The sequence below is a fragment of the Pseudomonas protegens genome (genome assembly GCF_013407925.2).
Lineage (GTDB): Bacteria > Pseudomonadota > Gammaproteobacteria > Pseudomonadales > Pseudomonadaceae > Aquipseudomonas > Aquipseudomonas fluorescens_AP.
In genome coordinates this window covers 351,630-364,851 of record NZ_CP060201.1, presented here as the reverse complement: position 1 = coordinate 364,851, position 13,222 = coordinate 351,630, and the positions used below count along the sequence as shown (strand labels likewise).

Sequence of the window (13,222 nt, the reverse complement as noted above, 5' to 3'; positions counted from 1 at the left end):
TGCTGCAAAGCCCTAGCAGGCGCCTTCGGGCCGTGCCCTCCCGCTAACAGGCGAGCTGCCGGCTAAGGGCGCACCCGGCCCGCGACGCTTGCAGCCAAGCCTTGGCTCAAGCCCGCTCCAACAGACAACGCCGCCGGTGCTTCACAGCCTCGGCGGCGTTGTCGTTCAAGGCGTTGACCGGGATCGTCTGCGGCCGCGAATAAAGGTCTAAGCTGATGATTTTGTTCCTATCTGGAGTCATTGCATGGCCCGTGCTCATCCGCAGTTGATCCACGCCCGCCTGGATACCCTGCACCCGACCCAACTCACCGTGGGCTTGGCCGAAGTCAACGCCAAGCGCCAGATGTGGCAGCAGCTCAAGCGCAAGGCGCGGGCGGCGGCCCTGGAGGACCACTGGTTCCCCTGCGTGCTGGGCCCCAAGCAGCGCTATTACATCGTCGACCACCATCACTTCGGTATGGCCCTGTTGCAGGAGGGGGTGAAAGAGGTGCCGTTGCTGGTGCTCAAGGATTTGTCCTTTGTCGAGCCCGACAGTTTCTGGGAAGTGATGGCGTTCAACCAATGGGCTCATCCTTACGACGCGCAGGGCGTGCGGCGCTCGTTCGAGCGGATTCCCGCGCGCATCCTCGATCTGCAGGACGATCCTTACCGCAGTCTGGCGGGGGTGCTGCGGCGTGCTGGCGGCTTCGCCAAGGACGCGACACCGTTCAGCGAGTTTCTCTGGGCGGACTTTTTCCGCCGGCGCATCGACAGTCAGGCGCTGGGCCGGCTGGGGGCCAAGGTTCAGGCCCGGGCCATGAAGCTGGCGCGCAGCCAGGACGCACGTTACTTGCCAGGATGGGTGGGCCAGATTGTCGACTGATCAAGGGCAGCTCGCTGCCACTTCCGAACCGCGGCGCAGCCGCGACCTGCTGGCCGGCTTGTCCATCGCCGGCCTGTTGCTGCCCGAGGCGGTGGCCTATTCCAGCATCGCCGCCTTGCCGCCCCAGGCCGGGGTGATTGCCCTGTTCGCCGGGTTGCTGTGCTACGGCCTGTTCGGCAGCAGCCGCTTTGCCATCGTCTCGGCCACCTCGTCTTCGGCCGCGGTGCTGGCGGCGGCGACCCTGTCCCTGGCCGCCGGCGATGCGCAGCTGCGCCTGAGCCTGGGGTTCGCCCTGGTGCTGCTCACCGGGGCGTTTTTCATCCTGGCGGGGCTGTTTCGCCTGGGCGGCGTCACCGCGTTCATTGCCAAGCCGGTGTTGCGCGGCTTTGCCTTTGGCCTGGCGGTGACCATCATTCTCAAGCAGTTCGCCACCGTGGTCGGGGTGCACTTGAGCACCGGCAACCTGGTGCGTTTCCTGCCGCAGTTGCTGGAGCAATGGCCGCAGTGGAACTGGGCGGGCGTGGCGGTGGCGGCCGTGGCATTGCTGGTGCTGGCGATCTGTTCGCGGATTCCCTACGTGCCTGGCGGGCTGGTGGCGGTGGTGATTGGCATCGGCGCCGGACAATGGCTCGACCTGCCGGCTCACGGGGTGGCGCTGATCGGTGTCATCGAGCTGAAGCTTGAGGTGCCGAGCCTGCCGGACCTGCCCTTTGCCGATTGGCTGCGCCTGGGCGAACTGGCGTTTGCCCTGGTGATGATCCTGTACGCCGAGTCCTACGGCTCCATCAGCTCCCTGGCCCTCAAGCATGGCGACCGGGTGTCGTCCAATCGCGACCTGCTGGCCCTGGGCGCTTCCAACCTGGTGTCGGGGCTGTTTCACGGCATGCCGGCCGGCGCCGGCTATTCGGCCACCTCGGCCAACGAGGCGGCCGGGGCGCGCTCGCGGTTGGCGGGGTTGACCGCAGCGGCGGTGATGCTGGTCATCGTGCTGACGGTATTGCCCTATATCGCCCTGACGCCGGAACCGGTGCTGGCGGCGATCGTTATGTATGCCCTGGGCCATGGCCTGAGCCTGCAACCGTTGGGACGCTATTTCATCTGGCGCCGGGATCGCTTCCTGGTGATCTGCGCGGTAAGTGCGGTGCTGGTGCTGGGGGTGCTGGACGGTCTGTTGCTGTCGGTGGGGGTGAGCATTCTGTTGATGCTGCGTCAGCTGTCGGCGGCGGATATCCAGGTCCTCGGCCAACTGGGCAGTGGTCATGATTTTGTCGACCTGAGCCGTCATCCCGAGGCCCGGCAGGTGCCGGGGGTGCTGATCCTGCGACCGGGGGAGGCGCTGTTCTTCGCCAACGCCGAGCGCATCCTGGGCGGCGCCTTGCGCTTGATCCGCCATGCGCAGGTGCCGATTCACAGCGTCATTCTCAGCCTGGAAGAGTCGCCGGACCTGGATGGCACCAGCATCGAGGCCCTGGACGAGTTCTTCCGCCAGGTCAGCCTGGAGCACAAGCGCCTGGCCCTGGCCCGGCTCAAGCACAACGCCAAGGACGCCCTGGCGGGCTTGCCATCGACTGCCGAGTATCAGGTGTTGCTCAGTGGCACCAGCGTCGACGACACGCTGCAGGAAAGCCTGCAGAACTGGAGTGGTCAGGCTCAGGCTGGGCTCTGGCATTGAGTCTGGGCGCTTGGGCGTATCGCGCCTGGGTGGCTGCGCAGCTCAGGGCGAACTAGCGGCCAGGGCGGCCACCCAAGGCAGCGGGCATAAAAAAACGCCGCGTATCGTGGAATACGCGGCGTTCTTTTTTACAACGCTAGAGCCTTAGGCTTGCACCACCGGGATCTTGGCGTTGGCCGCCGCTTCACGGAACTCGGCGATCTGGTCGAAGCTCAGGTAGCGGTACACGTCCGCGGCCATGCTGTCGATCTTGCCGGCGTATTCCATGTACTCCTCGACGGTCGGCAGGCGACCCAGGATCGAAGCCACCGACGCCAGCTCGGCCGAAGCCAGGTAGACGTTGGCGCCATCGCCCAGACGGTTCGGGAAGTTACGGGTCGAAGTCGACACCACGGTCGAGTTCGGTTCTACACGTGCCTGGTTACCCATGCACAGCGAGCAGCCCGGCATTTCCATGCGCGCGCCAGCCTTGCCGTAGATGCCGTAGTAGCCTTCTTCGGTCAGCTGGTGAGCGTCCATCTTGGTCGGCGGCGACAGCCACAGACGGGTTGGCAGCTGGCCCTTGACCTGATCCAGCAGCTTACCGGCGGCGCGGAAGTGACCGATGTTGGTCATGCAGGAACCGATGAACACTTCGTCGATCTTCTGGCCAGCGACGCTGGACAGCAGGCGAGCGTCGTCCGGGTCGTTCGGCGCGCAGAGCACAGGCTCCTTGACGTCGGCCAGGTCGATCTCGATGACTTCGGCGTACTCGGCGTCCTTGTCGGCTTCCAGCAGCTCAGGGTTGGCCAGCCAGGCTTCCATCGCTTGGGCGCGACGTTCCAGGGTCCGGGCATCGCCGTAGCCTTCGCCGATCATCCAGCGCAGCAGGGTGATGTTGGACTTCAGGTACTCGGCGATCGACTCTTTGGACAGCTTGATGGTGCAACCGGCAGCCGAACGCTCGGCCGAGGCGTCGGACAGTTCGAAGGCTTGCTCGACGGTCAGGGTTTCCAGACCTTCGATCTCCAGGATGCGGCCGGAGAAGGCGTTCTTCTTGCCTTTCTTCTCGACGGTCAGCAGGCCTTTCTGGATCGCGTAGTAAGGGATGGCGTGGACCAGGTCACGCAGGGTGACGCCAGGCTGCAGCTTGCCCTTGAAGCGAACCAGGATCGATTCCGGCATGTCCAGAGGCATGACGCCAGTGGCGGCGGCGAAGGCCACCAGGCCGGAACCGGCCGGGAACGAGATGCCGATCGGGAAACGGGTGTGGGAGTCGCCACCGGTGCCGACGGTGTCCGGCAGCAGCATGCGGTTCAGCCAGCTGTGGATGATGCCGTCGCCCGGACGCAGGGACACGCCGCCACGGGTCATGATGAAGTCAGGCAGGGTGTGGTGCGTGGTGACGTCGATCGGCTTCGGATAGGCCGCGGTGTGGCAGAACGACTGCATCACCAGGTCGGTGGAGAAGCCCAGGCAAGCCAGGTCCTTCAGTTCGTCACGGGTCATGGGACCGGTGGTGTCCTGGGAGCCGACGGTGGTCATCTTCGGTTCGCAGTAGGTGCCTGGACGCACGCCAGTCACGCCGCACGCCTTGCCGACCATCTTCTGCGCCAGGGTGAAACCCTTGGTGCTTTCGGCTGGAGCTTCAGGCTTCTTGAACAGGTCGGATGGCGGCAGGCCCAGTTCGGCGCGGGCCTTCTCGGTCAGGCCACGGCCGATGATCAGCGGGATACGGCCGCCGGCACGGACTTCGTCGAGCAGTACCGGGGTCTTCATTTCGAAGGTGGCCAGGACTTCGTCGCTGTTGTGCTTGGTGACTTTGCCAGCGTGCGGGTACAGGTCGATCACGTCGCCCATGTTCAACTTCGACACGTCGAATTCGATCGGCAGGGCGCCGGCGTCTTCCATGGTGTTGTAGAAGATTGGAGCGATCTTGCTGCCGAAGCAGAAACCGCCGGCACGCTTGTTCGGCACGTAAGGAACGTCGTCGCCGAAGAACCACAGGACCGAGTTGGTTGCCGACTTACGCGACGAACCGGTGCCGACCACGTCGCCGACGTAGGCGATCGGGAAGCCGTCGTTGCGCATCTGCTCGATCTGTTTCATCGGGCCGATGGAGCCTTGCACGTCCGGCACGATGCCGTCACGGGCCATTTTCAGCATGGCCAGGGCGTGCAGCGGGATGTCCGGGCGGGACCAGGCGTCAGGGGCAGGGGAGAGGTCGTCGGTGTTGGTTTCGCCGGGAACCTTGAACACCCGCAGGCTGATCTTGTCGGCCAGTACCGGGCGGTTCTTGAACCACTCGCCGTCGGCCCAGGATTGCAGCACGGCTTGGGCGTGAACGTTGCCGTTCTTGGCTTTTTCCGCGACATCGTGGAAAGCGTCGAACATCAACAGGGTGTGCTTGAGTTGAGCGGCGGCCACTGGCGCCAGTTCGGCGTCGTCCAGCAGGTCCACCAGGGTGACGATGTTGTAGCCGCCCTGCATGGTGCCCAGCAGCTCAACGGCGCGCTTCTTGTCGATCAGGGGGGAGGAGGCTTCGCCTTTGGCCAGCGCGGAGAGGAAACCGGCCTTGACGTAGGCGGCTTCGTCGACTCCTGGTGGAACGCGGTTGGTGATCAGGTCAACGAGGAAAGCTTCTTCGCCAGCCGGGGGATTCTTCAGCAGCTCGACCAGGCCTGCAGTTTGTTCGGCGTTAAGCGGCTGGGGAACGATACCCAGTGCTGCGCGCTCTTCGATATGTTTGCGGTAGGCTTCAAGCACAGTTATTACCCTCATCAGTGGTCCCAAATGGGTGTCCGGGACGCTCATCCCGAAATTGCCGTACTCATGCGCTGCGTGGCGTTGTGCGCCACTTAGCCAGAATTACCGACAATTCCTTACAGAAGCTGCTTTCAAAGTTTTACGCCTGCAGAACGGGGAGCTGATGAGGGTTGGCGCTGGATTTTTCCCCGCTGGAAAAATCCCTCGCCAACACCGCTCTGAAGGAACGACTGTGCTCGTGACGCTTTGAAAACAGCTTCAAACGGACATTGGCGCCTAAAAAGGCTGGCTGATTCTACGGCAAAAAAAGTCTCAACGTAAGTTGCTGTATTGAAGTTTGAGGGGTGATCAATCTTAGACAAAAGGCTAGGGTCTGCTGCCATTGGGTGACATGTCGCGACGGATGCCCCCTTGGCGCAGGGCAAGGCGCGAGAAGCGCAGTTTGGTTTTCCAAATAAGCTTCGAGCAACGCCGCCCTGCGCCAAGGGGGCGCCGTCCCTTCGGGTTGCGTGCCAAACGGCGCGAGGCTGCGTTGCGGGATTTGCCAAGGGAACAACCATTGGCGGCATCCCGCGCCTTGCCTCGCGCCGTTTGGCCCAGCAACGCGACTTGTCACCCAATGGCAGCAGACCCTACCATTGCCGACTGTTTTGCCTTTGCGTGCGTTGTTTCTCTATGCCCAATCAGACCATCAAGACCCCCTGCGTCGGCCTCTGCTCCACTGTCTACGGCGATCTGGTGTGCCGTGGCTGCAAGCGTTTCCATCACGAAGTGATCAACTGGAACGGTTACAACGAGGAGCAAAAACGCGCAGTCTGGCTGCGTCTTGAGCAACTGCTGGTGCAGGTGATGGCGGCCAAGCTGGAAGTCTTCGATCCGGCGCGCCTGCGCGGGCAATTGGAGCAGCGCAAGATCCGTTTCGTGCCGCACCAGTCCGAATACTGCTGGGCCTACCAACTGATTGCCCGGGGCGCGCGGGTGATCAACCAGCTGGACGCCTACGGCATGGTGCTGTTGCCGGAGTTCCGCGACTGGGGCCTGCCGGAGTTGCGCGACGCCATCGATCGGGAATTCTTCCTCCTGTCAGAAGCCCATTACCAGCGCTACATCGCCCCCGGTTTTCTCAAGGACGCCCTGGGCTGAGTGCTTCACCGGCCAGCCGGCGCCAACACCGAGGGTTCCCACGCAAATACCGCTGTAGGAGCTGGCTTGCCAGCGAAAGCGCCGTCATGGACGGCGCAGGTTGCGCGATGGGGTTGCCGAACAGGGGCTCAGGCCTTGGCCGCCAGTTCTTCCAGGTGGTCCATGATGTCCGCCGGCTTGAGCACCAGCACGTCGCTGTCCAGGGAGTCGAGCACCACCTCGGCGGTGTTGCCGATCAAGGCCCCCGACAGCCCGGTGCGGGCCACGGTGCCGATGATGGTCAGCACGGCCCCCAGTTTGTGGGCCATGTGGGGAATCAGCACATCCGCCGGACCTTCCTCGATATGCAGGTGGGCGTCGTCGATCTCGAACTCGGCCTGGAACGCCTTGCACGCTTCGCGATAGCGCTGCTCGATGGTTTCCTTCAATTGGAACACCGGATCGGCGGCCGAGAGCATCGGTGACGGGTGGGCGCTGATCACGTGCAGTTGGGCCTTGGCCAGGCTGGCGATGTCGAAGCCATGGTCGACGATGCTGGCATGCAGGGTGCGGTGCTCGCCGTCCATGTTGCCGACGTCGATGGCCGCCATGACCACGCCGCCGGCCCAGGGCGTGGCGGTCTTGACCAGCAGCACCGGGGTCGGGCAGTAGCGCAGCAGCTTCCAGTCCGCCGGGGTCAGCAGGACCTTCTTCAGCGGGTTTTCATGGGCGTGCTGCTTGATCACCAGGCCGCAGCCTTCGGCCTGCTGCACGTCGATGATGGTTTCATGCAGGCTCTCGTTCCACGCCTGCTCGGTGGTGACGCTGTAGCCTTCGCTGGTCAGGCTGCTCTTGAGCACGCTGAGCAGCGCCGAATGCTCGTGCTTCCTGTCGCAGACCAGCAGGTGCAGATGGGCCTGGGTGACCCCGGCAATCAGCTTGGCGCGCTTGAGGGCGAGACTTTCGCCCGGCGTGGGATCGATGACCACCAGGATACTGCGGATGCTTTGCATGATCGGGATCTCCAGGAAAGGGACTAGCGTGCACAACTATAGTTGCTGGCGCCCGGGGCGGACGTTGATGCATATCAATCGCGGCCGCTGGTGGTCTGCGGCGTGGCCGGTATAATCGCCAGCCTTTCGCTGTGAAGCCTTAATTGTCTCGTGAGTCTCATGTTATCGATCACTGATACTGCCGCCATTGCCGTGGCGGATTGCTCGGAAATGCACCGATGAACTTTCCTGAAATTCCCGACTTCCTCGGCTGCCGGACCCCCGACGCCTGGGTCCAGGCGGCCCTGGCCGACCAGGAAACCCTGCTGATCGACCACAAGAACTGCGAGTTCAAGGCCGCCAGCACCGCCCTGAGCCTGATTGCCAAGTACCACTCCCATGTCGACCTGATCAACATGATGTCGCGCCTGGCCCGGGAAGAGCTGGTGCACCACGAACAGGTCATGCGCCTGATGAAACGACGCAAGGTCGAGCTGCGCCAATTGCACGCCGGGCGCTATGCCTCGGGCCTGCGCAAGGTGGTGCGCAGTCACGAGCCGGTGAAGCTGGTGGACACCCTGGTGGTCGGCGCCTTTATCGAAGCCCGCAGTTGCGAGCGCTTCGAAGCCCTGGTGCCGCACCTGGACGAAGAGCTGGGCAAGTTCTACTTCGGCCTGCTCAAAAGCGAGGCCCGGCACTACCAGGGCTACCTCAAGCTGGCCTATCAATATGGCGACGCCCGGGACATCGCCCAGGTGATCGACAAGGTGCGGGTCGCCGAGCAGGCACTGATCGAGTCCCCGGACCCGGAGTTCCGCTTCCACAGCGGCGTGCCGGCCTGGTGAGGCGCTGCCCTTGTGTAAAAGCAGGGGCAAATTGTTAAAAACTCTTAAAAGAATGAAACTTTGCGCAAAACCGCGACAACACGCCGGTTTTGTCGCGACCTTAGCCTTTTTTTAACCTTGGCCCCTCTATACTGCGCGCACTCAAAACTGTGTGTTCGCGAACGGATAGGTATGGATAACCTGGGTCTTGGCAAGGTCCTGCTGGTGGAAGATGACGAGAAGCTCGCCGGGCTGATTGCCAACTTCCTGTCCCAGCACGGCTTTGAAGTGCTGACGGTGCACCGGGGCGATGTGGCCCTGGCGGCGTTTCTCGAATTCAAACCGAAACTGGTGGTGCTCGACCTGATGTTGCCGGGTCAGAGCGGCCTGCACGTGTGCCGGGAAATCCGCGCCGTGGCCGACACCCCGATCGTCATCCTCACCGCCAAGGAAGACGATCTGGACCACATCCTCGGCCTGGAATCCGGCGCCGACGATTACGTGATCAAACCCATCAAGCCGGCGGTGCTGCTGGCGCGCCTGCGGGCCCTGCAACGGCGCCAGGTGCCGGAGTCCAGCGCCTCGCGCGGTGCCCTGGAGTTCGGCGTGCTGAGCATCGACCGCAGCAGTCGCGAGGTGCGTCTGTCCGGCGAGCCGATCGAACTGACCACCATGGAGTTCGAGCTGCTCTGGCTGCTGGCCAGCGCGGCGGGCAAGACCCTGTCCCGAGATGACATCCTCAACCGCATGCGCGGCATCGAGTTCGACGGCCTCAACCGCAGCGTCGACGTCTACATCAGCAAATTGCGCGGCAAGCTCAAGGACAACCCGCGCGAGCCGGTGTGCATCAAGACCGTGTGGGGCAAGGGCTACCTGTTCAATCCATTCGCCTGGGAGATCTGAATGCTGCGGCTGTTTCTGGGGCTCTACCTGTTCCTGGCCCTCGGCTTTGCCGGGGCCATGACCGCGGTGCAACACATCTTCCTCAACTACCTGGCGGTGGACCTGATCGAGGCCTACAACCGTGATGCGGTGCGCGGGCCGGCCTACAGCCTCAGCAAGCAGCTGCGGCCCTTCGACGAGGCCGGGCGCCAGCATCAGCTGGAGTTGCTCAAGCCCCATTACGGGCTGGGGCTCAAGCTGGTGCAGGCTGGCGAGCTGGACCTCAACGACCGCGAGCGGGCGCTGCTGGATTCCAACCAGCTGGTGGTCCGGGATGATTTCAACCAATTCATCTCCAGCATCGACGGCGGCTCCCAGCTGTTGAGCATCAAGCTGCCGGAAGACCCGCCGCTGACCCTGCTCTACAACATCGCCGCCTATGCCTTGCTCGGTGCGCTGCTGGCCATCGTCCTGTACTTCTGGGTGCGTCCGCACTGGCGCGACCTGGAGCGCCTGCGCCTGGCCGCCGAACGCTTTGGCGGCAATGACCTAAGCACCCGTCTGCACCTGTCGCGGCGTTCGAACATCCGCGACCTGGCCCAGCACTTCAACCGCATGGCGGCGCGCATCGAAGGCCTGATCGCCAATCAGCGCGAGTTGACCAACGCCGTGTCCCACGAGTTGCGCACGCCCATTGCCCGGCTGTCCTTCGAACTGGACCAGTTGCAGCAACAGCCCGACCCGGAGGAAAACCGCGAACTGATCGCCGACATGTACGCCGACCTTGGCGAACTGGAGGAAATGGTTTCCGAGCTGCTGACCTACGCCAGCCTGGAACACGGCGCGGCCAGCATCAGTCGCGAAGACATCCAGGCCCAGAACTGGCTCGACAGCGTGGTCGGCAGCGTGGCTCTGGAAGCCGAGGCGGCGGGGGTGCAGTTGCTGATCCGCTGCTGCCAGGTGGACCACGTGCGCATCGAGCCGCGCTTCATGGCCCGGGCGCTGATCAACCTGCTGCGCAACGCCATCCGCTATGCCGAGCGGCGGGTGGAAGTGTCCCTGGTGCGCCTGGAGCACGGCTACGAAGTGCGGGTCAACGATGACGGTCCCGGGGTGCCGGTGGACGGGCGGGAGAAAATCTTCGAACCGTTTTCCCGCCTCGATGCCAGTCGTGACCGGCGCACCGGCGGTTTCGGCCTGGGCCTGGCGCTGGTGCGGCGCGTGTCGCAATGGCACGGCGGCAAGGTCGAAGTACTGGATTCGGAGTGGGGCGGCGCCTCGTTCCGCATGACCTGGGCGCATGTGGATTGACGGCAGCTGCAAGCGGCAAGCTGCAAGCGGCAAGCCAAACGCCACCGCTTGCAGCTTGAAGCTCAAAAGCTGTATTCGATCTGCGTGCCCAGCACCGTCTGCAGGCGCCGGTCGACGATCGGGCTGTTGCCGGCTTCCTTGCTCAGGTACTGCAGCGACAGCTGGGTCGAGAGCTTGGTCTGCTCGTTGAGCGGCAGGTTCCAGGTCAGGTCGCCGCCGCTGCTCACCAGGCCGCCTTTGGCTCGGTAGGCGCTGAAGCGGCTGTTGGCCGCCTGGGTGTTGCTCACGCCATACCAGGTCTGCATGTAGTCGGCGTTGCCGTACAGGCTGTTGAGGCTGGCGTCGAGGCTGCCCAGGCGGCCCTCGTACAGGGTGCTGGCGATGCTCAGCTGCAGCAGGCTGTAGGCCGAGCCGGTGTCGCGATCGTTATTTTTCTTCTGCGCGTGGGTCAGGGTGGCCCCCAGTTCGAAAGGCCCCAGGTCGTAGCCCAGGTGCGCGCCGAACTGCGCCCGGGACTTGATTTCACCCATGCCCTTGAGGCGCTTGGAGCCCTGGCCCAGGTGGTTCTTGTCGCGTCGCTCGTCGCTGGCGCCGACCCAGGTGCTGAAGGACAGGCCGTCCCATTCGTTGCCCCAGCCCAGACCCTGGTCGGTATTGAGAAAGAAGCCGTAGGGGCTGACGATCTCGCCGCCGAGAATCGGTGTCACGGTGCGTTCGTCACTGCCGCTGTAGCGCGGCACGCTGGCAGCACCGCCGCGCACGCTGAACTTCCAGTCCTCGGCGTGCAAGGCCGGGGACGCCCCGAGCAAGCCCAGGGCGCTGGCCAGGAGGGTGACGGTGGAGGTGCGTTTCAGGGTTTTCATACGGCTTTAGAACCTCAGGTAGTGGCGGGTGTAGGTACGTTTGAATGAGTAGCCCAGGACGCTGATGCCATTGATCTGGCGGCGCACCGTATCGCCCAGGCCCGGCCCCTGGCCGGCAATCACGGCGTGGGCGTTGTCGATCGGGGCCAGGATGTAATCGGTGGGTGCGTGGCCCTGTTGCAGGCTGCGGATCATCAGGAAACCGTCTTCCAGGGTGATGCTGATGTCGCTGACGGCAGCGTTGGCCGAGTCCTCGTTGAGGGCCTGGTAAGTGCCCACCGTGGTCAGCCAGTTGTCGGGCAGGGGCAGCGGATCGACGCGCTCGCCCATGGCCAGCAGCTGGCCGTGGCGCCGGGCGGTGAACACCCGACGCCCCTGGACGTTCATCAGGTCCAACTGCACCCGTCCGAGGTCACCCAGGTCCTGCTGCCACAGGCCGAGGAATTTCTTCTGCGCCCGCAGCCAGCCTTGTTCGTCGCGCAGCAGTTCGAAACGCTTGCCGGCCAGTTCGCCGAACAGGCGCTGGTCCTGATCGCGAATGCGCAATACGCCCCAGGTGGTGGCATAGAAACCCGCCAGGTGCTGGCGGTCGGCGGCTTCCGGAACCCGACGCCGCCCGCCGACCCGTTCCTGGGGCTGGGCGCTGTCGCGCTTTTGCCTCGCGGGGGCACCGTGGGCCTGCAGCAGCATGCGCAGCACCTTGGGCACCAGCGGCTTGGCCACGGCCTCGCCGGAGCCTGAATTGCTCATCACGATCACCGCCAGCTGCTGCTCCGGCAGCACACTGACCCGGGCCTGGAAGTCACTGCCCACAGCGCTGTGCTGCCAGGTACGGATCCCCGGACGGACCCATTCCTCGCCACAGGGCGAGAGGTACCAGCCCAGGCCCACCTGACAATCGAAATCCAGTGGGTTGCCGGTGTTTTGCGCCCGGCCCATTTCCTTGATCGAGGCCGGGGACAGCACCTGGCGGTCCTTGTAGTAGCCCTGGGCGAACAGCATCCGCACAAAGCGGCTCAGGTCCCGCGGGCTGCTCCACAGGCCGGTGGCGGACAGGTCGCGCAGCGGTTCGTCGGCGCTGCCGACCCCGTCGGCATAGCCCCGGGCGCGGTAGGGCTGGGCCAGGCGGGTGCCGAGGAAACTCGATTGGCTCATGCCCAGCGGGCGCAGCAGGCTTTTCTGCAACTGGCGCTCGAAGTCCAGGCCGCTGCTGCGCTCGATCGCCGCGCCCAGCAGGGCGTAGCCCAGGTTGGAGTAGGCGGTCTGGGTGCCGGGGCAATGGTTCAGCCAGACCCCGCTGACCTTGCCCGGCAGCTCGCCCAGGGGCTGGCGGGTGTAACGGTCGCGCAGATAGTCGGTGGGCAGGCCGGCCTGGTGGCTGAGCAGACGGCGCAGGGTCACCGCCTGGTCGGCGGCGTTCTGGTCCTGGTGAAAGCGCGAGCGGACGTAGAATTCCCGCAGGCTGTCTTGCAGGGGCGCGTCCAGTTGCAGGCGTCCCTGTTCCACCAGTTGCATGACGGCGGTGGCGGTCAGCAACTGCGACAGGGCCCCGGCCCGAAACGCGGTGTTCTCGGTCACCTGCAGGCCGCGGGCCTGGTCGGCAAAACCGAAACCCCGGGCCCAGATCAGCTCCTGGCCGTCCACCAGGGCGATGGACAGCCCCGGCACCCGATGCTCGGCCATTTCCCGGGGGATGTACTGCTTGAGGTAACCGATGATGCTGGCGTAGTCGCCGCGACCGATGGTCGGCGGCGCGGGGGGCTGGCCATGGCAGCCCAGGCTGCCCAGGAGCACGCCAAGCAGAGGCAGGTGAAGAAGTTTGGAAGACATACAGCAACCGACCGGACATTCGATGGGCGGATGCTAGGCAAGGGGGCTTGGGCAGTCTTTGGCAGCTTTGTCGGGAAACTGTCAAAGAGTGTTAAGGACCCGACTGCCGCTGCGAGTCT

At 64.3% G+C, this 13,222-nt stretch carries 10 protein-coding genes; 6 read left to right on the top strand and 4 right to left on the bottom strand.

Going from position 1 to position 13,222, the window contains the following annotated elements; genetic code table 11:
- Positions 1-244: 244 nt before the first annotated feature.
- Together GGI48_RS01630 and GGI48_RS01625 are read left to right on the top strand one after the other, a co-directional pair.
- Positions 245-862 carry a ParB-like protein gene (locus tag GGI48_RS01630; protein ID WP_179596564.1) on the top strand — a complete coding sequence of 206 codons (618 nt, stop codon included), beginning with the start codon at positions 245-247 and terminating at the stop codon, positions 860-862.
- On the top strand, positions 852-2,534 hold the full coding sequence (locus tag GGI48_RS01625; protein ID WP_047303985.1) for a SulP family inorganic anion transporter: 1,683 nt from the start codon (positions 852-854) through the stop codon (positions 2,532-2,534). The genes GGI48_RS01630 and GGI48_RS01625 overlap by 11 nt, the downstream gene beginning before the upstream one ends.
- A gap of 144 nt (positions 2,535-2,678) precedes the next feature.
- Here the strand turns inward: GGI48_RS01625 and acnB are convergent, their stop codons facing one another.
- A complete protein-coding gene (acnB, locus tag GGI48_RS01620) occupies positions 2,679-5,279 on the bottom strand; it encodes a bifunctional aconitate hydratase 2/2-methylisocitrate dehydratase (RefSeq protein ID WP_179601874.1) in 2,601 nt (866 codons plus the stop codon).
- A 675-nt stretch (positions 5,280-5,954) separates the two neighbouring features.
- Between acnB and GGI48_RS01615 the strand changes: the two genes are divergently transcribed.
- Complete coding sequence (locus GGI48_RS01615) at positions 5,955-6,422, top strand: DUF1289 domain-containing protein (protein ID WP_016965898.1); 468 nt, start codon at positions 5,955-5,957, stop codon at positions 6,420-6,422.
- A 128-nt stretch (positions 6,423-6,550) separates the two neighbouring features.
- On the opposite strand, the gene GGI48_RS01610 is transcribed toward GGI48_RS01615, so the two are convergent.
- Entirely contained in the window at positions 6,551-7,414 is an 864-nt protein-coding gene (locus GGI48_RS01610) for a universal stress protein (RefSeq protein WP_016965897.1), read from the bottom strand.
- Positions 7,415-7,632: 218 nt separating this feature from the next.
- Here GGI48_RS01610 and GGI48_RS01605 point away from each other — a divergent pair, with 218 nt between their 5' ends.
- The 3 genes from GGI48_RS01605 to GGI48_RS01595 all read left to right on the top strand — a co-directional run bounded on the left by GGI48_RS01605 (position 7,633) and on the right by GGI48_RS01595 (position 10,410).
- Positions 7,633-8,238 carry a tRNA-(ms[2]io[6]A)-hydroxylase gene (locus GGI48_RS01605; protein WP_179596562.1) on the top strand — a complete coding sequence of 202 codons (606 nt, stop codon included), beginning with the start codon at positions 7,633-7,635 and terminating at the stop codon, positions 8,236-8,238.
- Between the two features lie 171 nt (positions 8,239-8,409).
- Positions 8,410-9,120, top strand: a complete 711-nt coding sequence (locus GGI48_RS01600) for a winged helix-turn-helix domain-containing protein (protein ID WP_047303991.1) — start codon at positions 8,410-8,412, stop codon at positions 9,118-9,120.
- Positions 9,121-10,410 (top strand): ATP-binding protein, encoded by a 1,290-nt coding sequence (locus GGI48_RS01595; RefSeq protein ID WP_103742409.1) that lies wholly within the window; start codon positions 9,121-9,123, stop codon positions 10,408-10,410.
- Positions 10,411-10,472: 62 nt separating this feature from the next.
- Here GGI48_RS01595 and GGI48_RS01590 read toward each other — a convergent pair whose 3' ends face one another.
- Positions 10,473-11,273 (bottom strand): MipA/OmpV family protein, encoded by an 801-nt coding sequence (locus tag GGI48_RS01590; protein WP_179596559.1) that lies wholly within the window; start codon positions 11,271-11,273, stop codon positions 10,473-10,475.
- A gap of 6 nt (positions 11,274-11,279) precedes the next feature.
- On the bottom strand, positions 11,280-13,103 hold the full coding sequence (locus tag GGI48_RS01585) for a serine hydrolase (protein ID WP_179596557.1): 1,824 nt from the start codon (positions 13,101-13,103) through the stop codon (positions 11,280-11,282).
- Positions 13,104-13,222 lie beyond the last annotated feature (119 nt).